Origin of the sequence: Labrys monachus, from assembly GCF_030814655.1 — a bacterium.
In the GTDB taxonomy this organism is placed as follows: domain Bacteria; phylum Pseudomonadota; class Alphaproteobacteria; order Rhizobiales; family Labraceae; genus Labrys; species Labrys monacha.
In genome coordinates this window covers 4,728,111-4,749,660 of record NZ_JAUSVK010000001.1, presented here as the reverse complement: position 1 = coordinate 4,749,660, position 21,550 = coordinate 4,728,111, and the positions used below count along the sequence as shown (strand labels likewise).

At 67.5% G+C, this 21,550-nt stretch carries 20 protein-coding genes; 14 read left to right on the top strand and 6 right to left on the bottom strand.

All coding sequences use genetic code 11. From position 1 onward, the window contains the following. The first annotated feature begins 1 nt into the window (after position 1). From J3R73_RS21695 to J3R73_RS21685, 3 genes are read left to right on the top strand one after another with little or no spacing between them, the layout of a single operon-like run. Entirely contained in the window at positions 2 to 1,084 is a 1,083-nt protein-coding gene (locus J3R73_RS21695; RefSeq protein ID WP_307431855.1) for an ATP-grasp domain-containing protein, read from the top strand. Continuing rightward, positions 1,081 to 2,505 (top strand): alanine racemase, encoded by a 1,425-nt coding sequence (locus J3R73_RS21690; RefSeq protein WP_307431853.1) that lies wholly within the window; start codon positions 1,081 to 1,083, stop codon positions 2,503 to 2,505. The genes J3R73_RS21695 and J3R73_RS21690 overlap by 4 nt, the downstream gene beginning before the upstream one ends. Then, positions 2,505 to 4,709 carry an urea transporter gene (locus tag J3R73_RS21685; protein ID WP_307431851.1) on the top strand — a complete coding sequence of 735 codons (2,205 nt, stop codon included), beginning with the start codon at positions 2,505 to 2,507 and terminating at the stop codon, positions 4,707 to 4,709. Before J3R73_RS21690 ends, J3R73_RS21685 begins: the two co-directional genes overlap by 1 nt. Before the next feature lie 69 nt (positions 4,710 to 4,778). Here the strand turns inward: J3R73_RS21685 and J3R73_RS21680 are convergent, their stop codons facing one another. Genes J3R73_RS21680 through J3R73_RS21670 form a run of 3 tightly spaced genes read right to left on the bottom strand, consistent with a single transcriptional unit; the run spans position 4,779 to position 8,091 of the window. Further along, a complete protein-coding gene (locus tag J3R73_RS21680; RefSeq protein ID WP_307431845.1) occupies positions 4,779 to 5,321 on the bottom strand; it encodes a DUF1254 domain-containing protein in 543 nt (180 codons plus the stop codon). Beyond that, the gene (locus J3R73_RS21675) at positions 5,318 to 5,920 is read right to left on the bottom strand and encodes a DUF1214 domain-containing protein (RefSeq protein WP_307431839.1); all 603 of its coding nucleotides are present in this window, start codon (positions 5,918 to 5,920) and stop codon (positions 5,318 to 5,320) included. The genes J3R73_RS21680 and J3R73_RS21675 overlap by 4 nt, the downstream gene beginning before the upstream one ends. Continuing rightward, on the bottom strand, positions 5,917 to 8,091 hold the full coding sequence (locus tag J3R73_RS21670) for a transglycosylase domain-containing protein (RefSeq protein ID WP_307431837.1): 2,175 nt from the start codon (positions 8,089 to 8,091) through the stop codon (positions 5,917 to 5,919). The genes J3R73_RS21675 and J3R73_RS21670 overlap by 4 nt, the downstream gene beginning before the upstream one ends. 229 nt (positions 8,092 to 8,320) lie before the next feature. On the opposite strand from J3R73_RS21670, the gene guaD reads away from it, so the two are divergent. Both guaD and J3R73_RS21660 read left to right on the top strand, forming a co-directional pair. Then, entirely contained in the window at positions 8,321 to 9,664 is a 1,344-nt protein-coding gene (gene guaD / locus J3R73_RS21665) for a guanine deaminase (protein ID WP_307431835.1), read from the top strand. Further along, positions 9,661 to 10,155, top strand: coding sequence for a YcgN family cysteine cluster protein (locus tag J3R73_RS21660; protein WP_307431832.1), 495 nt, complete (start codon positions 9,661 to 9,663; stop codon positions 10,153 to 10,155). The genes guaD and J3R73_RS21660 overlap by 4 nt, the downstream gene beginning before the upstream one ends. 34 nt (positions 10,156 to 10,189) lie before the next feature. Here J3R73_RS21660 and J3R73_RS21655 read toward each other — a convergent pair whose 3' ends face one another. Both J3R73_RS21655 and J3R73_RS21650 read right to left on the bottom strand, forming a co-directional pair. Next, positions 10,190 to 10,987, bottom strand: a complete 798-nt coding sequence (locus tag J3R73_RS21655) for a S1 family peptidase (RefSeq protein WP_307431828.1) — start codon at positions 10,985 to 10,987, stop codon at positions 10,190 to 10,192. Between the two features lie 67 nt (positions 10,988 to 11,054). After that, positions 11,055 to 11,786, bottom strand: coding sequence for a S1 family peptidase (locus J3R73_RS21650; protein WP_307437580.1), 732 nt, complete (start codon positions 11,784 to 11,786; stop codon positions 11,055 to 11,057). 200 nt (positions 11,787 to 11,986) lie between these two features. Here J3R73_RS21650 and J3R73_RS21645 point away from each other — a divergent pair, with 200 nt between their 5' ends. The 8 genes from J3R73_RS21645 (at position 11,987) to J3R73_RS21610 (ending at position 19,024) form a co-directional block, all read left to right on the top strand. Beyond that, positions 11,987 to 12,316 carry a PepSY domain-containing protein gene (locus J3R73_RS21645; protein WP_307431825.1) on the top strand — a complete coding sequence of 110 codons (330 nt, stop codon included), beginning with the start codon at positions 11,987 to 11,989 and terminating at the stop codon, positions 12,314 to 12,316. An 8-nt stretch (positions 12,317 to 12,324) separates the two neighbouring features. Further along, positions 12,325 to 12,999 (top strand): response regulator transcription factor, encoded by a 675-nt coding sequence (locus J3R73_RS21640; RefSeq protein ID WP_307431822.1) that lies wholly within the window; start codon positions 12,325 to 12,327, stop codon positions 12,997 to 12,999. Beyond that, complete coding sequence (locus tag J3R73_RS21635) at positions 12,996 to 14,384, top strand: ATP-binding protein (protein WP_307431818.1); 1,389 nt, start codon at positions 12,996 to 12,998, stop codon at positions 14,382 to 14,384. The genes J3R73_RS21640 and J3R73_RS21635 overlap by 4 nt, the downstream gene beginning before the upstream one ends. Before the next feature lie 116 nt (positions 14,385 to 14,500). Beyond that, positions 14,501 to 14,875 (top strand): RT0821/Lpp0805 family surface protein, encoded by a 375-nt coding sequence (locus J3R73_RS21630; protein ID WP_307431804.1) that lies wholly within the window; start codon positions 14,501 to 14,503, stop codon positions 14,873 to 14,875. 135 nt (positions 14,876 to 15,010) lie between these two features. Then, positions 15,011 to 16,126, top strand: a complete 1,116-nt coding sequence (ccmI, locus tag J3R73_RS21625; protein WP_307431794.1) for a c-type cytochrome biogenesis protein CcmI — start codon at positions 15,011 to 15,013, stop codon at positions 16,124 to 16,126. Then, the gene (ccmE, locus tag J3R73_RS21620; protein ID WP_307431788.1) at positions 16,123 to 16,578 is read left to right on the top strand and encodes a cytochrome c maturation protein CcmE; all 456 of its coding nucleotides are present in this window, start codon (positions 16,123 to 16,125) and stop codon (positions 16,576 to 16,578) included. The genes ccmI and ccmE overlap by 4 nt, the downstream gene beginning before the upstream one ends. Beyond that, entirely contained in the window at positions 16,575 to 18,563 is a 1,989-nt protein-coding gene (locus J3R73_RS21615; protein WP_307431784.1) for a heme lyase CcmF/NrfE family subunit, read from the top strand. The genes ccmE and J3R73_RS21615 overlap by 4 nt, the downstream gene beginning before the upstream one ends. A 2-nt stretch (positions 18,564 to 18,565) precedes the next feature. Further along, positions 18,566 to 19,024 (top strand): cytochrome c-type biogenesis protein, encoded by a 459-nt coding sequence (locus J3R73_RS21610; RefSeq protein ID WP_307431777.1) that lies wholly within the window; start codon positions 18,566 to 18,568, stop codon positions 19,022 to 19,024. Between the two features lie 144 nt (positions 19,025 to 19,168). Here the strand turns inward: J3R73_RS21610 and J3R73_RS21605 are convergent, their stop codons facing one another. Continuing rightward, positions 19,169 to 19,678 carry a Dps family protein gene (locus J3R73_RS21605; protein WP_307431768.1) on the bottom strand — a complete coding sequence of 170 codons (510 nt, stop codon included), beginning with the start codon at positions 19,676 to 19,678 and terminating at the stop codon, positions 19,169 to 19,171. 331 nt (positions 19,679 to 20,009) lie between these two features. Here J3R73_RS21605 and J3R73_RS21600 point away from each other — a divergent pair, with 331 nt between their 5' ends. Next, positions 20,010 to 21,542, top strand: coding sequence for a Do family serine endopeptidase (locus J3R73_RS21600; RefSeq protein ID WP_307431760.1), 1,533 nt, complete (start codon positions 20,010 to 20,012; stop codon positions 21,540 to 21,542). Positions 21,543 to 21,550: the final 8 nt, after the last annotated feature.

Below are 21,550 nucleotides of genomic sequence, written 5' to 3'. Positions count from 1 at the left end.
GATGCCAAAGTTTCCGGCTATTGCCGTCAGTGGCCTCCATCGCGGCGACAACCCGCAGCCGGGCTCTGCCGTCATCCGCAGCATTCGTCGTATCTATCCAGGCGCGAGGATCGTCGGCCTTTCATACGATCCGTTGGAGAGCGGCCTCTTCAGTATGGATATGGACAATGTCGACGTGGCGTTCTCGCTGCCTTTCCCGGCAGCCGGAGAAGGCGCGCTCATCGATCGCATCGATGAGATCCGACAAATCCAGCGTCTGGACATGATCATTCCCTGCCTCGACGCCGAAATTCCCAATTATTTCAAACTGGCCAAGGAGTTCTGGCGCCGCCGGATAAAAGTGACGTTGCCGACCAAGCAATCCTTCGAGCGACGTTCCAAGGAGAACCTGTCCCGGCTCGCTTCGGAGGCGGGCGTCGGCGCGCCGCGTACGATAGTCGCTCCCAGTTTGTCCGCCGCCTATTCGGCCGGCGCAGAGATAGGCTACCCCTTGTTCCTCAAAGGGCGCTTTTATGATGCACGTCGGGTCTCTTCGCCGGCAGAGGTCGCCTTCGCCTTCCATCAGCTCACCGAAGTCTGGGGCGGCCCGGTCCTGGTGCAGGAAATCATCGACGGGGAAGAATATGATGTCGCCGGGTTCGGTAACGGACAGGGGGACATCGTCGGTTCCTGCTCGATTCGCAAAATGCTCTTGACGAAGGCCGGCAAGGCTTTCTCGGGCATCGTCGTAAGCGATCCGCAGCTCAACGATACCGTGAAACGTATCATCGCGGCCCTGCGGTGGAATGGTCCTTTCGAACTCGAATTCATCAAGGGCCGGCGGGGCTATTCGTTGATCGAAATGAACCCTCGTTTTCCTGCCTGGATCGATTTTCCATCTCAGCTCGGCTGCAACCTGCCCGCCGCGCTCGTCGAGCGTGCAGCTTCGCTACCGGAGACTCCTCTGCAGACCTGCAGCGCGGGACGCATGTTCGTTCGTCATTGCGTCGATCTGGTGGGCGACATCACCGATCTCGCCGAATTGTCGGTAACCGGAACGCTCATGCGCGACCAGGCACTGGATCGCTCGGAGGCCGCGGAATGACTGCCCCATACTCCCCGCCGGTGATCACCAGCGAACTCGGCCGCTCGGGAGAGGCATCTGCTGCCCGCAATTCGCTCTCGCACGGACTGCGGACGACACATACCGACCGCATCGAAGGCGTGAGCGTCGAAGGCCTCGTCGAAAAATTCGGATCGCCGCTCTTCGTTTTCTCCGAAAGGGTGTTGCGGGACTCCGCCCGCCGCGCGCGCAAGGCCTTTGAAAGCGTCTATCCCAACACGGTCTTTGCGTGGTCGTACAAGACCAATTATCTCGGCGCGATCTGCAACGTCCTGCATGAGGAGGGATGGATCGCCGAAGTCGTTTCGGATTTCGAGTACCAGAAAGCGCGCAGGGCCGGGATCCCCGGGCGCAGCATCATCTACAACGGTCCGCACAAGCCGCGCCACAGTCTGGAGCGCGCCTTGTCCGAAGGCGCCGTCGTTCAGATTGACAATTGGGATGAGCTGGGACTCATCGAAGCCATCGTCGCCGAGAGGGCCGAGCCCGTAAACGTCGGCATTCGCATCTGGGTCGATACGGGACTCGCTCCCGTGTGGTCGAAATTTGGCTTCGCGCTCGGCAATGGCGAAGCAAGGAGAGCGGCCCAGCGGATCATCTCCAATCCCCGCCTGAAGCTGCACACGCTTCATTCCCATATCGGCACCTACATTTTGGACCCGAAGGCATATGCGGTCACCGCAGACCGTATTCTGGCGTTGAGGGACCATATCGAGGCGCAGACCGATCACCTGGTGCCGTGCATCAATCTCGGCGGCGGATTTCCCTCCAACAGCGTTCTGCATGGCCTGCCCGACTATTCGGTGCCCTCGATCGAGGCCTACGCGGCAGCGATCGCCGGGGTGCTCAACAAGCTCCCGCGCGCGCGCCGGCCCCAGTTGCGCCTGGAAAGCGGGCGCCATCTGGTGGACGAAGCGGGCTGGCTGATTACGTCCGTCGTCGCGGTCAAGGGCGCGGACCGCGCCGGCGCTACGGATCTGTCGGCGGTCAATGCCAAAGCGAGCCTCGTGCTCGGGGAACATGCCCGCGGGGGCTACGTCGTCGATGCCGGCATCAACCTGCTCTATACCGCCGCCTGGTATCGCATCGGCGTCACGCCGGCCCGTGCGAGCAATCTGCCGCCCAACGCGGTCAGATTATATGGCTGCCTGTGCATGAACATCGATGTGATCCGTGAGTCGGTGGATCTGCCTCCTCTCGAGGTTGAAGATCGGCTCGTCCTGCATCCGGTGGGTGCCTACAACGTCACCCAGTCGATGCAGTTCATCGCTTTCCGGCCCGCCGTCGTGCTGATCGGCGTCGATGGCCGCGCCGAGGTGATCCGCAAACGTGAAGAATTGGTGGATGTCGAAAGTTGCGAGATGGTTCCGACACGGCTGGTTCGACGCGAATCGTCTCTGTAATGCGCGATTGGGTACGGTTGCGGTGGCATAACGCTCGTCTGGGCTTGCCTCGCCTCGTCACCGAACGAAAAGAGAGCCGGCACCATCCGATCGAGAGACTCGGCAGCGCCTTTGGCGGCATCCTGATGATCGGAAGTCCCCGAGCGGGACTCGTCGTGCTGGCGGCAGCCGCGGTCGAGCCGGCTCACCTCATCGGGGCGCTTCTCGGTCTTTTGATGGCCGAGGCTTTTCTTCGGTCCATCGGAAGCGCAGACCCGGGGCTGCAGGGGGCGGTGCGCGCGAACGGCATCCTTGCAGGGATCGCTGCCGCGTGGCTCGTGGCGCCGATGGGGCAGCCGCTTCACGTGGCGGTGCTGTTCATCCTGCTTGCCTCCGGAGCGGCGGCGGTGGTGGCCGCGGCGCTGGCGCGGGTGCTCGTGCACGCCCCGGTGCCGCCGCTTTCCGCCGCCTTCGCCATCGTCTTCGGCATCCTCCTCACGATCCTGCCTTATTGGGCGCAGGCCGCGTCGCTGAGCGATGTCGTTTGGCCTTTTCCCATCGGAGCGACAGGTTGGCTCGACTCGTTTCTACGCTCCATGGGCATGATCCTTTTCTCGCCGCGTCCGGTCACGGGGCTGCTCGTGCTGGCGGCGATGATGCTGTGGTCTCGAACGATGGTGCTGAGCGGAATCGTCGGCTGGATCTTCACTGTCCTGACCGCCGAATTGCTCTCGGGCTTCGGTTTTCAGTGGATGTGGCTGATATCGGCCCATAATGGCTTCATCGCCGGCATGCTGTTGGGTGCGGTCATCTATCTGCCGGGATGGACGACCCTGTTCATCTCCGCCCTTGCCGGCGTGAGTGCCTCCATTCTCACGCTGGTGACGCAGACCGGATTTGGGGGGACCGGATGGGCGTTTCAGCCCCTCCCGGCCCTGATAACGATTTGGGTCGCCATCCTCGCGCTCTCGGCCCGTTCGGTGCCGCATGCCGTCGTCACCTCGCAGAGGCGGGATCTGCCGCCCGAATATGCATGGAAGCGGGCGATGCTGGCCGAGGCTCGATTCGGAGCGCCGGAACCGCTCGTCGCCGTGCCGCTGTCGGGGACGCTCATGATCGGTCAAAGCTTCGGCGGACCGCTCAGCCACCGCGGGGCATGGTCGCACGGCCTCGACTTCGAGTTCCCCCACGATGGAGGCGCACCCCACGGAATATATGGGGCGCGTGTTTATTGTCCCGTCGCCGGTGTGGTCGAGCTCATATGCGACGGCATCGACGACAACCCGATCGGCGTCAGCAATTACAGCCAGAATTGGGGCAATCACGTCGTCATTCGCATGGATCAGGGCTTCTGGCTGATGTTGGCCCATCTCGGCAGGGGATCGATCGTCGTTGGTCCCGGACAGCGCGTCGCGGTCGGCCAGGAACTCGCCTCGGTCGGGAATTCCGGCCGCAGTCCCACGCCTCACCTCCATATGCATGTGCAAGCCGGCCCGCTGGCCGGCGCGCCGACACTGCCGTTCAAGCTGGCCAATTACCTGCTGGTGGCGACCGGCCCGGATGCCTCTCCGATATGGATTCAGGGCGGCGTTCCCGAGGCGGGACAATGGGTGCGCGCCGCATTGCGCGTTCCCGCCGGTTTTAGCCTCGCTTCCGGCCTCGCCCCGGGCGTGGCGCTTTGGCGCGTCACGTCCACCGGCCGTATTCCGGCGCGTTTTGCACGATTTTCTCCCAGCGAATATCTGTCGACGACGCTGGATCCGGCCGGAAATCACTGCGTAACCGACGGACGAGGCGGCCGGCTGGTGATGCGTGCCGATGTCGACGGCCTGCGCGTGCACGAGATCGAGGGCCGTCCCGGCCTTCTGCTGCTGCTGTGGTCGATGGGCCTGCCGATCATTCCGTACTGCGCAACCCCGGGATTGACCTGGAACGATCGATACTCCCCGCCTCCGGTCACCTGGGGCGATTTCGTCGGCGCTGCAATTCTTCCCTATCTGTCGCGTGCTCCGCTCAAGCTGCAGCTCCGCTGCACGGCAATTTCGGACGACGCCTCCCGGGAGATGCTCGTTGAATCGCGCGTGATGGCGCCTGTGGATGACGGGCCGGTAAGCATCAAGGCCCGGATCGCAGCGCTGAAGGGCCCTGTCGCATGGGATGTGCAATTCAGCCGGGGTACGATCGTCGCCGAGCTCGTCGCGTTCGAACCGGGCATGCCGGCGTGAGCGACGGCCTATCCTCCCGCCAAGCAGATCGTGCCGGGCGATCGGCGGGCGTTTGCGCGCATCGGCGGTTCAGCCGCCCGCCGCCGTCGCGCAGGTCGCCGTCTCGAGCTGGCGCTCGACCTCCGGCAGCCGGCCCGGTTCGGTGACGAGGGCCCTCAGCGAGACCATGCCGTTGCCCTGCGGGGCTTCCACCCTGAGGGAGCCGGGCGTGTCGGCACCTTCGCGCGACCGCGTCTCGGCGAGCAGGGCCGGGGTGAACAGCGTGAGGTCGATCGCATCGCCCGCCGCCGCCCGGTCGGTCAGGGAATAATAGGCCAGGCCGTCCGGAGTGTAGAGCGAGACGGAGACGAAGCTCATCCCGCCCGGCACGTGCAGGCGGACGGCGCCGGCGGCGAGATCATAGCGGCAAAGCGCGGTGACGACGCCCGGATCCGGATAGGGCAGGGGCGTCTTGTCGGCCGTCAGCACCACGAAGCGGCCGAGCGGGGCCACCGCCGCCGCGCGCTGGAAGCCGGAACGCGCGCCGAGCCCCGGCAGGACGATGATGGTGATCAGGTGTACCGCCAGCCCCATGAGGAGGCCCGCCACGCTCCACAACAGCCAGCGCATCATGAAAGGCACTCGTCCCGGCGGATCTCGGGCATGCTGACATTGACGCGTTCGCTCCGCTCGCTCAGGGCCCATCCGCCGGAGATCGGGCTGTCATAGAGGCGCAGAACGAGGCGGAACGGCCCGGGAGCGCTCGGCAGCCAATTGCCCGGCTGGACGTCCGGCGCGACGGTCACCGCCGCCACGCCTCCCGGTCCGCGCAGCACGGCGGAGCTGATGAAGCCGTGGCGCGCGCTCGGATTGGCGATCGTCCGGCCGGCACCGTCATAGATGGCGAGCGTCCACCACCGCGCCGGCGGCAGGATGGGGACGATGCGGTAGCGGCAGCGACCGTCGAGGGGAACGCCGTCCGAATCGGCGAGCGCCGTGAAGGCCAGGCCCTCGCCCGGACCGAGCGGCAGGTCGCCGGAGCGGGCGATGCGCGCTCGGATGTAGCGGTCGGCGTCCTGCGGGTCGGGCAGGGGCCACGCCGTCCAGGATCCGATGCGCAGCGATCCCGGCCGGAAACGCTCGCTGGTCGTCCACCAGGTGAGGCCGAGGCCGAGGGCTGCCGCCACGATCAATGCCCAGACCAGCCCCGCGAGGTCGCGCAGAGATATCATTCCGCCACCGACCGCCGCGGCAGCGCCGCCTGGCGCGGTGCCGCGGCGCGGGCGGCATCGACGAGCGAGCCTATGTCGTGCAGCACGGCGACGGCGTTGCGCGGCAGCAGCATCGACGCGAACGGCGCGCCGGCGGCGGAAGCGCCGCCATCCGCCGTGCCGCCGGCCGCCTTCGGCTGCTGGTCGGCAGGAAAGGGCGCGACGCCGGGAATGGAGCGCAGCTCGACGCCCTGATGCGCCACGCTCATCACCTGCTGCCAGGTCATCGCCGGCAGGGAGCCGCCCGTCATCTTGTTGCTGGGCTGGAAATTGTCGTTGCCGAACCAGACGCCGCCGACGAAATTGCCGGTGAAGCCGATGAACCAGGCGTCGCGGTAGGCATTGGTGGTGCCGGTCTTGCCCGCCACCTTGATGCCAGGCAGCTGCGCCCGCCGCCCCGTGCCGTTCTCAACCACGCTGTTCAGCATGCCGTTCATTTCTTCGACGATGGGGGGGGCGATGACGACCGGGTTCTCCCGCGCCGCATCGAACGCATAGAGGAGGCCCCCCTTGGCATTGCGGATCTCCATCGCCGCGTGGGGGCGCGCCTTGTGCCCGCCGGAGGCGAAGACGCCATAGGCGCCGGTCATCTCGAGCAGGTTGACCGCCTCCACCCCGATCGGCAGCGCCCAGGACTCCTTGAGCTCCGATTCGATGCCCATCATATGCGCCGTGTCGATGATCATGCGGCGGCCGTCGACCGCATTCTTGCTGAGGGCCAGCGACAGCTTGACGGGAATGACGTTGATCGAATGGGTGAGCGCCTGCGTCAGCGTCACCGGCCCTTCGAACCGGCGCTCGAAGTTCTGCGGGCACCAGTTCTTGATGCAGACGGGCGAATCCACCACGACCGACTGCGGCGTGAAGCCGTTCATGAGGGCGGTGGTGTAGACGAAGGGCTTGAAGGAGGAGCCGGGCTGGCGCTGTGCATCGGTGGCACGGTTGAACTGGCTCTGGCTGTAGTCGCGCCCGCCGACCATGGCGCGCACCGAGCCCTCCGGATCCATGATGACGATGGCGCCCTGATGGGCTTCATAGTCCTGGCCATATTGGCGCAGCACCGATTCGAGCGTGTTCTCGGCGGCGCTCTGGACAGCGGGATCCAGCGCGGTGCGCACCACAAACACGGATTGGTCGCCGAGGTCGCCGTCGTCGGCCATGTCGGCGATCTCGCCATAGGCCCAGTCGAGATAATAGTCCGGCGCTTTCTCCCGGGCCCGGTCGACGGGCGTGGCGGGGTTGCGCCGGGCGCCGGAGACCTGCCCCTCGGTCATGAAGCCGGCATCGACCAGGTTGCTCAGCACCTGATTCGCCCGCCCGCGCGCGGCCGCCAGATTGTTGGTCGGCGCATATTTGGTCGGCGCCTTGAACAGGCCGGCGAGCATCGCCGCCTCGGCCAGCGAGACGTCGCGGACCGATTTGCCGAAATAATACTGCGAGGCCGCCTCGATGCCGAAGGCGCCGCCGCCCATATAGGCGCGGTCGAGATAGAGCTTGAGGATCTCGTCCTTGGTCAGGTGCCCTTCGAGCCACAGTGCGAGATAGGCCTCGCGGATCTTGCGCTCCACGGTGCGCTGGTTGGACAGGAACAGGTTCTTGGCGAGCTGCTGGGTGATGGAGGAGCCGCCCTGCACCACGCCGTTGGCCTGGCTGTTGACCGTCAGCGCCCGGAAGGTGCCGATGACGTCGATGCCGAAATGGTCATAGAAGCGGCGGTCCTCGGTCGCCAGCACCGCCTTGACGACGTAGTCGGGCATGTCGGCGAGCTCGACGCTGTCATTGCTGCGGATGCCGCGCTGGCCGATGACGGTGCCGTAGCGGTCCTCGAAGGTGACGGCGATGTCGGCACGCCGCAGCCAGTCCTTGCCGGTCTCCGTCATCGCCGGCATGGCGAGGATCAGCGCCGCGAACAGGATGGCGACGCCGAGGGTCAGGCTCTCGCAGCCGACCTCGACCAGCAGCCGCCGCCATCCGGTGACATGGAAGCGGTTGGAGAAGTCCGAGACCCATTCGGACGACCGGCGCAGCGACCTCAGCGTGACGAAGACGGCGTTGTCGAGCCATGAATCCAGCCTCAGGGCCTGTCGGCTCAGCCGCTCGCGGAAGGGGGATCTGGGCTCGTGGTCGGGCACGGGAGAGCTTCGGCAGGAGGCGTCTTGGCCGGCAGTGTAGCCTTCATCGCGCCGTCCCGAAAGGGTCGGCCTCGCGGCTGTCCGGGAAGCCGGTGCTATCCTTTACGATTGCTGCGCGGCCGAGAGGGTCCTCGGGCCGGGCATTGCACCGGTGCGGCCAATTTGCTGTTGTCCCCGCAAGGGCCTGCTGCCGGAGAGCAGGCATCACCACAGGCGCAGGGAGTTTGGCATGTCGGTCCGCGCGATCAGGGGCGCCGCCATCAGTTTCGTCGATGACCCCTTCCTCGTGGAACCCGAGGCGGCGCTGGCCTATCGCGACGATGCGCTTGTGGTGATCGAGGCGGGGCGGATCGTCTCCGTCGAGGATTATGATCCGGCACGGCTGCCCGCCGGCATGCCTGTCGACCATTACCCGGACGCCATCATCTGCGCCGGCTTCGTCGATACGCATGTGCATTTCCCGCAGATGGAGGTGATCGGCGCCTTCGGCACGCAATTGCTGGAATGGCTCGACCGCTACACCTTTCCGGCCGAGATGAAATTCGCCGACGAGGCCTATTCGCGCAGGGTCGCCCGGCTCTTCCTGCGCGAATTGCTGCGTGCGGGGACGACGACCGCGAGCGTGTTCTGCACCGTCCACCCGCAATCGGTCGAAGCCTTCTTCGCGGAATCGGAACGGTTCAACACCCGCATGATCGCCGGCAAGGTGCTGATGGACCGACACGCCCCCGAGGGGCTGCGGGACACGCCGGAAAGCGGCTATGCCGAATCGAAGGCACTGATCGAGCGCTGGCACGGCAGGGGACGCCAGCTCTACGCGGTGACGCCGCGCTTCGCGCCGACCTCCAGCGACGCGCAGCTCGCCGCCGCCGGCAGGCTGTGGCGCGAATATCCCGGCGTCCACATGCAGACCCACATCGCCGAGAACCGGGACGAGATCGCCTGGGTCGAAGCGCTGTTTCCCGAGCGCAAATCCTATCTCGACGTCTACGACCATGCGGGGCTGACCGGCCCCCGGGCCATCTTCGCCCACGCCGTCCATTTCGACGAGGATGATTTCTGCCTGTGCCACCGCACCGGTTCGGCCCTGGCGCATTGCCCGACGTCCAACCTCTTTCTCGGCTCCGGCCTTTTTCGCGTCTTCGACGCCAAGCAGGCCGAACGGCCGGTCCGAACCGGGCTCGGGACCGATGTCGGAGGCGGCACCAGCCTGTCGCAGCTGCAGACGCTGAACGAAGCCTACAAGGTCTCGGCGATGAACGGCACGCGGCTGACGGGGCTGCAGGGCTTCTATTTGGCGACCCGCGGCGGCGCCGAGGCCCTGCGCCTCGAAGACAGGATCGGCACGCTCGAGCCGGGGCGGGAGGCGGACATCGCCGTGCTCGACCTCAAGGCGACGCCGCTCGTCGCGTTCCGCCTCGCCGCCGCCCGGACCGTTCACGACAAGCTCTTCGCGCTCATGACCATCGGCGACGACCGCGTGGTGCGGGCGACCTATGTCGCCGGCGACAAGGTCTATGATCGCGAGGGATTTGGCGATGGGGAACAATTCCGCTATGCCCATCGGCCATGACCGACGGATCCGACAGTGACAGCCCCCTCCCGTTCTGGAAGGCGAAGGCCCTCGAAGCGCTTTCAGCCGACGAATGGGAGAGCCTGTGCGACGGCTGCGGGCGCTGCTGCCTCGTCAAGCTCGAAGAGGAGGACACCGGCAACACCTATTTCACCGATGTCGCCTGCTTCATGCTCGAATGCCAGAGCGGCCAGTGCTCCGACTATGAGAACCGCAAGCGCCACGTCCCCGATTGCGTCACGCTGACGCCGGACCTCGTGCGGACGATCGACTGGCTGCCGCCGACCTGCGCCTATCGCCTCGTCGCCGACGGCGAAGACCTGTATTGGTGGCATCCCCTCGTCTCGGGAGACCCCTCGACCGTGCACAGCGCGCAGATCTCGGTGCGCGGCAAGGTGAAGGCCAATGACAGGCAGGTAGGCGAGGGCGAATGGGAGCAGCACGTGGTGCGCTGGCCCGTGCGCGTGCCGAAGGCCGGACGCCGGAAATAGCGCAGGCCGCCGCTCGGCGGGCCGTGCCCTCTGCCTACTGGAACCGGACCGGCGCCCCCGCCGCGTCGGCCATGTGCTCGATGAAGTAGCGGTAGGAGGAGACGGCGGTCACCTCGGTCACCGCGCCGCAGTCCCGGCCCCTGCCGCCCATCACCGCCGAGATCACGCCGACCATCACATAGCCCTGGCCGTCGCGCTGGAAGACGGGACCGCCGGAATCGCCCCGGCAGATGCCGTTGTCCTGGGCCCGGCGCTTGCTCGCCTTGTGGTCGATCAGGAAGAAGAGGTGCGAGCGCGGGTCGAGTTCGTCGAGCATGTCGAAATGGCGCTCGCGCAGCTTGCCGGCCGTGCCGAGGTCGCGGTCGCGGCTCATGCCGAAGCCGGCTACCAGCACGTCGACGAAGGCGCCGTCATTGCCGATGCGCGAAGCGAGCCGCACCGGCACCAGCCATGAGGGGAAATCGTGGTCGGCGCGGATGAGCGCGACATCGTTGATCGGAGCATTGGTGCCGAGCGCGTTGACGTCGAAATCGGGATGGATCGCGACCTGCGTGCCCTCGGCGTAATGGAAGCGGAACTGCGGATCCAGCGCGCGGATGCGATAGTCGCCATGGCCGCCGAGAAAGCAGTGGGCCGCGGTCAGCACGAGACGGCGCGAGACCACCGTGCCGCTGCATTTGGAGCCGCCCGGCCCGATGATCTGCACGACATGGCGCCTGACGCCGTCGGGGGCGCTCGAAAGGCGGCCTCCCTTGATCGCCAGGGCCGGCGACGCCAGGACGAGGGCGAGGATCGTTGCCATTGCGGCGAGAGCGGCATGAAGCTTCATCATGGCTCACGTGTAGAGCATTTGGCGGCAAAGCCAACTCGCAGGCAAGGTCGGGCCGAAAAAACTGTCGCTACGGCAGGGAGATGCCCATGGCCGCGGCAGTCTCGCGGATCCAGGGCAGGGCGGTGCCTATCAGCGCGACGCCGGTCAGGCCGCCGCATCCCCTGCCGCGATTCGGACCGAGCGCGGAGGCGAGGACGCCGACGAGCCGGCCCCGGTGCAGGACGGGACCGCCCGAATCGCCCTGGCAGGAGCCGGCGACGCCCTCGGCCTCCTGCAGGCGAAGCTGGATGCGCGAGAGCGGGGCCACGCCGGGCAGCGTCGCCTCGCGCAGGACGCCGCCGGACTTGCCTTCATCCGGGGACGACAGCCCGAAACCGGCGATCCGGTAGGGCTCGCCCGCCGCGCCCGCCTCCGCGGCCAGCGGCAGCGGGACATAGCCGTCGAGCGGGGCCTCCAGGCGGACGAGGGCGATGTCGATGGTGAAGCGGCGTCTGTCATAGGCCGCGGCGTCGAATTGCGGGTGGATGGCGATCCGTCCGAGCGGGGCCAGCACCGGCCGGCCGGCCGCGTAGGTCAGCAGGCGGTAATCGGCCCCCTTGCGCACGCAATGCCCGGCGGTGAGGAGCAGGTCCGGCGCGATTACGCTGGCGGAGCAGAAGCTGCCGCGATCGCTGACGATCATCACCACATGCCGGGCCATGTCGTCGCCGGCGGGCGCGCCGCCGACGATGGCCCGGGCGGGCCAGCAGGCGAGCAGGAAGGCGAGCAGGGCCAGGGGGAAGCTGCGCGAGAGCATCATCACGCCGCTTTGGTGGTTTCACGGGATCGTGTCAATCCGTATGATGGTCCCGCCCGGACGCTCCTGCCGCCGAAGACCCGTCTCCCAAGGCCCGTCTCCTGGCGGATGGCCGCGTTCCGCGGTAGGCTTCCGGCGCCGTTCATGCCCGGTTCAGTGCCTTGGCCCGATGATGGGGCGATCTTGATCGGTGGAAAGCGCAGGTGGTTTTCTCGAGCCGCTACGGAAAGGCGACGATGGGACGGTTGGCTGCTTTGCTGGTGGCGGGGGCGCTGGGCATGGACGCGTCCGCGGCGGGAGCGGCCTGCGTCGGTCTCGGCCAGGCGCGCGCCCTCGTGCAGGCCGGAACGATCGTGCCGCTGATGTCCGCGCTCGGCGCTGCCCGGGGAGCGACCAAGGGTGAGATGATCGCCGGAAGTTTGTGTGGATCGACCGGCAACTACCGCTATGTCGTCACATTTCTCAGGACGGATGGCCGCGTTGTCAGGGTTACGATCGATGCCCGAACGGGCGAAGTCGTCAGCGTAAAATAGGTGTTTCGATGCGGCTTCTCGTGGTCGAGGACGACCAGGATCTCAACCGGCAGATCGTCAAGGCGCTCGAGGATGCCGGCTACGCCGTCGACCGCGCCTTCGACGGGGAAGAGGGGCATTTCCTCGGCGACACCGAGCCCTATGACGCGGTGATCCTCGATGTCGGCCTGCCGAAGCTCGACGGCATCGCTGTGCTCGACCGCTGGCGGCGCGGCGGCAAGGTGATGCCCGTGCTCATCCTCACGGCGCGCGACCGCTGGTCCGACAAGGTCATGGGCTTCGATTCCGGCGCGGACGACTATGTCGCCAAGCCGTTCCACATGGAGGAGGTGCTGGCCCGCCTGCGGGCCCTCATCCGGCGCACCACCGGCCATGCCACCAACGAGCTCGTCTGCGGGCCGGTGCGGCTCGATGCCCGGGCCGGCCGCGTGGTCGTCGACGGCAACCCGGTCAAGCTCACCTCCCACGAATACCGCCTGCTCGCCTACCTCATGCATTACAGCGGGCGCGTGGTCTCGCGCACGGAACTGGTGGAGCATCTCTACGACCAGGATTTCGACCGCGATTCCAACACGATCGAGGTTTTCGTCGGCCGCCTGCGCAAGAAACTTGGCGTCGACGTGATCCAGACGGTGCGCGGCATGGGCTACATCCTCACCCCGCCCGACGCCCTGCGCGTATGACGACCCGCTCGCTGGCTTTCCGCCTGTTCGTCGCGGCCGCGGCGTGGGTGGTGATCGTGCTCCTCGTCGCCGGCATCATCCTCGTCTCCTTCTACCAGCACGCCACCGAACGCGCCTTCGACGAGCGCCTCCACGTCTATCTGAAGACGCTGGTCGCCGACATCGCCGGCGCCGACATGGGGGACAGGACCGCGCCCGGTGCGCTCGGGGAGCCGCGGTTCGAGCTGCCGCTGTCGGGCTGGTATTGGCAGATCACCCGCCTCGACAAGCCGGAATCCAACGGTTCCAAGTCATTGTTCGAGGCCACGCTGCCCAGCCTGGCCGACCTCGGCGTTCCCGCCGAGCCGGGCGGCGTCCGCGAAGCCTACATCAAGGGCCCGGAAGACCTCCGGCTGCGCGCGGTGGAGCGCCTGATCGACCTCGGCGAGGACGGCCGCTTCCGCGTGATCGTGTCGGGGCCGGCGGACGAGATCGACGCCGAGATTGCCGATTTCCAATATGCCCTGTTGCTGACCTTCTCCCTGCTGGGCGTCGGGCTGGTCGCCTCGATCCTGCTGCAGGTGCGCTTCGGGCTGCGCCCGCTCACCCGCATGAGCGCCGTGCTCGCCCAGATGCGGGCCGGCCAGGCCGCCAAGCTGCCGCCGGACCTGCCGGACGAGATCGTCCCGCTCGCGCGGGAGCTCGATGCGCTGGTCGATGCCAACCGCGAGGTGGTCGAGCGGGCGCGCACCCATGTCGGCAACCTCGCCCATGCGTTGAAGACCCCGCTTTCGGTCATCGCCAACGAAGCCGCCTCGGCGCCGCCGGGGCCGTTGTCCGAGCAGGTGCGGCGCCAGGTGACGGTGATGCGCACCCAGATCGACCATCATCTCCAGCGCGCCCGCATCGCCGCGGCGGTGAGCGTGGTGGGGACGGTCACCGAGATCGCCCCGATCGTCGACGGGCTGGTGCGGGCGATGGAGAAGATCTACGCGGTCAAGCGGCTGAAGATCGCCAGCCATGTCGATCCCTCCCTGCGTTTTCGCGGCGAGAAGCAGGACATCGAGGAGATGGTCGGCAACCTCGTCGACAATGCCTGCAAATGGGCCATCGGGAGCGTCGACGTCCATGCAGAACTGTTCCAGCGCACCGGCGCGGCCTTCGTACGGCTCACCATCGACGATGACGGGCCGGGGCTGTCGGCGGAAAAACGGGTGGAAGCGGGCCAGCGCGGCACGCGGCTCGACGAGACGAAGCCGGGCACGGGCCTCGGCCTGGCCATCGTGCAGGATCTCGTCTCCCTCTATGGCGGGCATCTCATCCTCGACGAGGCGCCGCTCGGCGGGTTGAGAGCCGTCCTCGAACTGCCGGCGCTGCAGGGCGCCGTCGCCCTCGCGCAGGCGTGACGAGGTTGGCGCAGCGGCGATTTGCGTGTAAGGCTCGCGCCGATATTGTTCTCCCATCCAGGGAAGCTTAGGACATCCCCGTCCAGGAGCGCGAGGATCACATGACGAAATCGGGCATGCCTTTGATTGGTCTTGTTCTGCTTGCATTGCCGCTCGCCGGCTGCCAGACGAGCAGCGGTGCCGTCACCCCGGCATTGGCGACGGGACCGGTGCTCAGCGACAGCCCGATCCTCGCCGGTCTCGACCATTCCGACCGCGTGCGCGCCGAACAGGCGCGTCTCAGCGCCCTCGACGGCAAGGCCGGCCAGAGCGTCAACTGGACGAGCGACGAAAGCGCCCAGCGCCACGGCGCCGTGGTGGCGGGGCCGCTTTCGAACCAGAACGGCATGCCGTGCCGCCCCTATACCCAGACGGTCTATGTCGAAGGCGTGCCGAGCGTGGCGCGGGCCACGGCGTGCCGGCAGGCGGACGGCAGCTGGCGAAATTCCTGATCCCTCGTCGGGGCTGCCTGGCCGTCGGTCCGCCGCGGTCCACCGGGTGTGAATAGATACCGCCTCCGGCGGGTTTATGCGTCATGGTCCATCGCTGACGGGCGCCTGACGGCCTGCCGGCGCGAGAGAAGCTGAATGTTCTTGTGGTTCGCTCTGGCCGGCATGACCGGCATCGCCGCCCTGGCCCTGCTGTGGCCGCTCGCGCGGCGCGACGGCGGCGTGAGCGCGCAGGCCTCCGACATCGCCATCTACACGGACCAGCTCGCCGAGATCGAGCGGGACCAGGCGCGCGGGATCATCGCCCCGACGGAAGCGCAGGCCGCCCGCGTCGAGGTGTCGCGCCGGCTGATCGAGGCGGACGCCGCAGCGAAGAGCGCTCCCGCGGCCGGCGCCTTCTCGGCCCGGCGCCATCGTCTCGCCTCGCTCGTCATCCTGGTCGCCGTCCCCCTCGGCGGCCTCGGTTTCTATCTCCATCTCGGGTCGCCGGCTCTGCCGGACCAGCCTTTGACCGCCCGGCTCGCCGAACCCGTGGAAAACGCCTCGCTGGACGAGCTCGTCGCCCGCGTCGAGGCGATGCTGGCCGCGAACCCGCAGGATGGCCGCGGCTGGGAGGTGCTGGCGCCGATCTACCTGAAGGAGGGCCGGCTGCAGGACGCCCGCCAGGCCTATGCCAACGCCCTGCGGCTGCTCGGCTCCACCGCCAGGCGCGAATCCGATTTCGGCGAGGCGCTGGTGGCCGAAGCCGGCGGCATGGTCACGGACGAGGCCAAGGCGGCCTTCCAGCGGGCCCAGCGGCTCGATCCCGGCGACGACCGCGCCGGCTATTATCTCGGCCGGGCGAGGGAGCAGGACGGCGACAGGGCCGGTGCGGTCGCGGCCTGGCAGGCTTTGCTCGACGCCACGCCGCCTCCCGGCCCTGCGGCCGCCGCATTTCTGCGCAAGGAGATCGCCCGGATCGGCGGCGAGCCGCAGGCCGGGACCGGACCGTCGCCGGGCGACGTGGCGGCGGCCGAGACGATGACGCCCGCCGACCGCGCCAAAATGATCCAGGGCATGGTGTCCGGTCTCGCCTCGCGGCTGCGGTCGCAAGGTGGTACAGCCGAGGAATGGATGAGGTTGATCAAGGCCTACAACGTGCTGGGACAAAGTGATCAGGCGCGGACGGCGCTCGCGGATGCCCGCAAGGCTCTCGCCGCCTCGCCCGACGCGCTGAAGGCGCTCGACGATCTGCAGGGGGCTCTCGGGCTGTGACGCGCAAGGGCAGGCGGATGGCGATGATCGGCGCGGCGGGCGTGGTGCTCGCGGCGGCCGTGACGCTCGTGCTGGTGAGCCTGGGCAATTCCATGTCCTATTTCGCCGCGCCGAGCGACATCGTCGGCAAGGCGGTCGACCCGGCGCAGCGCTGGCGCCTCGGCGGCCTCGTCGAAAAGGGCTCGCTGGTGCATGAGGGCGCCTCCACCATCACCTTCAGCGTGACGGACACCAACAAATCGATCAAGGTGACCTATTCCGGCATCGTGCCGGACCTTTTCCGCGAGGGACAGGGCGTCGTCGCCGAAGGCGTCGTCGACGGGGCGGGGGTGTTCCGCGCCGATGTCCTCCTCGCCAAGCACGACGAGAAATACATGCCCAAGGAGGTGGCCGATGCGCTCAAGGCGCAGGGCCACTGGGACGAGGGCGGGGCCTATGGGAAGAAGCCATGATCGCCGAGGCCGGACATTACGCTCTCATCCTGGCGCTGACGCTCGCGCTCCTGCAGTCGGTGCTGCCGATCTGGGGGGCGCGGACCGGCGACCTCGGCCTGATGCGCGTCGGCACCTCGGCGGCGCTGTTCCAGCTCCTCTTCATCGGCCTGTCCTTCGCCGCGCTCGTATATGCGCACGTCACCTCGGATTTCTCGCTCGTCAACGTCGTCGAGAATTCCCATTCGGCCAAGCCGATGCTCTACAAGGTGACGGGCGTCTGGGGCAACCATGAAGGCTCGATGCTGCTGTGGGTGACGATCCTCGCCGTCTTCGGCGCGCTCGTCGCCGCCTTCGGACGCAACCTGCCGCCCTCGATGAAGGCGACGGTGCTGGCGGTGCAGGCCTGGATCAGCGTCGCCTTCCTGCTGTTCATCCTCCTCACCTCTAATCCCTTCGCCCGCCTCGATCCGGCGCCGATGCAGGGCGACGACCTCAACCCGGTGCTGCAGGACATCGGCCTCGCCATCCATCCGCCGCTGCTCTATCTGGGCTATGTCGGCTTCTCCATCGCCTTCGCCTTCGCCGCCGCCGCTTTGATCGAGGGCCGCATCGATGCCGCCTGGGCGCGCTGGGTGCGGCCCTGGATCCTGATCGCCTGGCTCTTCCTGACGCTCGGCATCGCGATGGGATCCTATTGGGCCTATTACGAGCTCGGCTGGGGCGGCTGGTGGTTCTGGGATCCGGTCGAGAACGCCTCGCTGATGCCCTGGCTCGCCGGCACCGCGCTGCTCCATTCCGCGCTGGTGATGGAGAAGCGCAACGCGCTGAAGGTGTGGACCATCCTCCTCGCCATCCTCACCTTCTCGCTGTCGCTGCTCGGCACCTTCCTGGTGCGCTCGGGCGTGCTGACCTCCGTGCACGCCTTCGCCACCGATCCCAGGCGCGGCGTCTTCATCCTCGCCATCCTCGTCCTGTTCATCGGCGGCGGCCTGTCGCTCTTCGCCTGGCGCGCGTCGACCCTGAAGCAGGGCGGCATCTTCGCCCCCGTCTCGCGCGAGGGCGCCCTCATCCTCAACAATCTCCTGCTGACGGTGAGCTGCTCGGCGGTGTTCTTCGGCACCCTCTATCCCCTCGCGCTGGAGGCGCTGACGGGCGGCAAGATTTCGGTGGGGCCCCCCTTCTTCGACCTCACCTTCGGCCCGCTGATGGCGGCGATGCTGGTGGTGATGCCGTTCGGTCCGTTCCTGGCCTGGAAACGCGGCGACCTGCAGGGCGTCGCGCAGCGTCTCGGCGTCGCGGTCGGCCTCGCCATCCTGATGGGGCTGCTGACCCTGTGGCTCGAGCGCGGCGGGCCGGCCCTCGCCCCGGTCGGCGCCGGCCTGGCCGCCTTCATCATGATCGGCGCGGTGGTCGAGCTCGCCGAGCGCGTCAAGCTGTTCCGCGAGCCGGCGGCCTCCAGCCTGCGCCGGGCGGCCGGCCTGCCGCGTTCGGCCTTCGGCACCGCCGTGGCGCATTTCGGCGTCGGCGTGACGCTGCTCGGCATCGTCGCCGCCACCGCCTGGCAATCCGAGAAGATCGTGGCGATGAAGCCGGGCGACACCGTGCCCTTCGGCCGCTACGAGGCCACCTATGTCGGTGCCAGCCCGCGGCAGGGCTCGAACTTCAGCGCCACCGTCTCGACCTTCGTGATCCGGCGCGGCGGCGTCGCCGTGGCGCAGATGGAGGCCTCCAAGCGCTTCTATCCGGCGCGCCAGACGCCGCAGACCGAAACCGGCATCAAGACCCTGTGGTTCGACCAGATCTATATCGGGCTGGGCGAGACGGCGCCCGACGGCACCATCGCCGCCCGCCTCTACGACAAGCCGCTGGTGACGCTGATCTGGCTGGGCTGCGTCGCCATGGCCTTCGGCGGCGCGTTGTCATTGTCGGACCGGCGGCTGCGCATCGGCGCCCCCAAGCCGGCGCGCCGGGCAGCCGCCCAGCGCTTGCAGCCGGCCGAATAGCCATGCTGCGCCGGCTGCTCCCCGCCTTGCTCCTCGTCCTCCTGGCGCTGCCGGCTCTCGCCGTCCAGCCGGACGAGATGCTGGCCGATCCCGCGCTGGAGGCACGGGCGCGGGCCTTGTCGGCCGAGCTGCGCTGCATGGTGTGCCAGAACGAATCGATCGACGATTCCGACGCGCCGCTCGCCAAGGACCTGCGCCTGCTGGTCCGCGACAGGATCCGGGCCGGCGAGAGCGACGCCGCGGTGAAGGCGTTCCTGGTCTCGCGCTACGGCGACTTCATCCTGCTGAAGCCGCCGCTGGAATGGCGCACGGTGGCCCTGTGGACGGCGCCCTTCCTGCTTCTCCTCGCCGGTGGGGCCGGCATCGTCATAGCCGCCCGCACCCGCCGCCCGAGCACGCCCGAAGGCCTCACCGAGGCCGAACGGGCGAGCGTGGAGGAGATCCTGAAACGGCAGGAATAATCGGAGCCGATCTTCCATCCGCGCGATGCCGCCTTCCCCAGGATCCGTCGCGACGCCGATGTCCCCTCTCCCCGCATGCGGGGAGAGGATAGAGGGGCAGCGCCCCGCTGCCAAAAAAGGGCGTTCAAACCAAACCCGGTCTGTCTACCGTCCCGCTTCGTAGAGGAACCAGGTCCGGCGTTCCGCCTCGTCGATCCAGACCTCCAGCAGGCTGGCGGTGGCGACGTCCTTGTGCTCGTCGCACAATTCGTGCGTCTCGCGCATCGAGGCCGTCAGGCGCTCATTGTCGTCCCGAAGCTCGGCGAGCATATCGGGGGCGGTGACGAAATCGGCGTCATTGTCGGCCAGGCGCTGCAGGCGGCTGATATGGCCGATCGAGCGCAGCGTCGTGCCGCCGATCTTGCGCACGCGCTCGGCGAGGGGATCGGTCATGGCGAAGATCTGGTCGCCCTGTTCGTCCAGCATGAGGTGATAGTCGCGGAAATGCGGCCCGGACATGTGCCAGTGGAAGTTCTTGGTCTTCAGGTAAAGCGTGAACACGTCGGCGAGCAGTGCGGTGAGGGCGCCGGACAGGTCCTTCGTGGCGTTCGACGACAGATTGGTCGGCGTTTGCAGCTTGGCCGTCTTCAGCGCCTTGCTTTTCTCTTTCGTCATGATCGTCAGCCCTTTCGTTCTTGGCACGAATGTCGTGTATGATCGACGGCGGATTTCGGTCCGTTTGGTGGGCGATGTCAATCCACATCCCTCGCCGGCGCCGACGGCTCGCGCCCCGTGGCGGCGGCAGGCCTGTTGCGGGTGCCCGTCCGGAGATTTCCCTCAAGCCTGCGACGTCGGCTTTACCGTTGATCTTACCAAAGAGTAATCCCCCGGAAAATGCGCCGTAATGTTGGGAGGGGCATTGTCCCCTCAACAGCGTCGATGCGCTGAGTCAATGGCCATGGATCGTTCGAGAGTTCCGGACGGTCAGCCAGTATGGAGCTTTGCAATGACTTTTGAAAACGATCCCAACCAGAAGACCGGCATTCTCTCCCGTCACCGCAACAGCCTGCTGGCCGCCGTCTTCGGCCTCGGCGTCGCCGGCGCGATGGTCGGCAATTTCGTGATTGCTCCTTCCGTCACCCCCGCCTTCGCCCAGAGCCAGCCGGCACCGGCGGTGCAGCCCTTCGGCTTTGCCGACATCGTGCAGAAGGTGCGTCCCGCCGTCGTCTCCATCAAGGTGAAGACCGAGACCAGCGCCGCAGACGATGGCAATGGCAATGGCGACCAGGGCGCCGACGGCGCGCCCGTCAATCCCTTCGAGTTCTTCTTCAACGGTCCGGGGGCCGGCAACGGCATGCACGGCCGGCCGCGCAAGCAGTTCGGCATGGCGCTCGGCTCGGGCTTCTTCATCTCGGCCGACGGCTATATCGTCACCAACAATCACGTCGTGGACCACGCCACCGAGGTGGACGTGGTGACGGATGCCGGCAAGACCTACACGGCCAAGGTGATCGGCGTCGATCCGAAGACCGACCTGGCGCTGCTCAAGGTCAAGGACGATGGCGGCAACTTCCCCTTCGTCGAGCTCGAATCGCAGCATGAGCCGCGGGTCGGCGACTGGGTCCTGGCCGTCGGCAATCCCTACGGTCTCGGCGGCACGGTGACCGCCGGCATCGTCTCGGCTCGCGGGCGCGACCTCAACAACAGCACCTACAACGACTTCCTGCAGATCGACGCGCCGGTCAACCGCGGCAATTCGGGCGGGCCGACCTTCGATCTCTCCGGCCGGGTGATCGGCGTCAACACGGCGATCTATTCCCCGTCCGGCGGCAGCATCGGCATCGGCTTCGCCATTCCGGCCGAGACCGTCGCCCGCGTCGTCTCGCAGCTCAAGGCGGACGGCAAGGTGACGCGCGGCTATATCGGCGTGCAGATCCAGCCGATCACCCCGGACATCGCGGATTCGATTGGCCTGAAGCCGGCTTCCGGCGCGCTGATCGCCGAGGTGACCAAGAACGGGCCCGCCGCCAAGGCCGGGCTCCAGACGGGCGAAGCCATCACGGCCGTCAACGGCAAGAGCGTGGCGGATCCGCGTGAACTCGCCCGCGCCATCGCCGACATCAAGCCCGGCGAGACCGCCGAGCTGACGGTCTGGAACAACGGCAAGCAGGAAAGCGTCAAGGTCGAGACCGCCAAGCTGCCCGGCGACAAGCAGATGGCCGAAGCCGACAGCACGCAGGATGACGGCGGCAGGGCCTCCGTCGCCGGGCTGGGCCTGCAGCTTGCGCCGGCCGCGACCGTGGCAGGTGCCGGCAAGGCCGGGGTGGTGGTGACGGACGTCGATCCGGACGGCGCCGCCGCCGAAACGCTGCGCCCGGGCGACGTCATCCTCGACGTGGCCGGCAAGCCGGTGAGCAACGTGCAGGAAGTGCGCCAGATCCTCTCCGAGGCGCGCGCCGACAGCAAGCGGACCGTGTTGCTGCGCATCCACAACGATGACGGCACCCACTTCGTCGCCCTTCCCGTCGGCAAGGCGTAGGCCCTCCC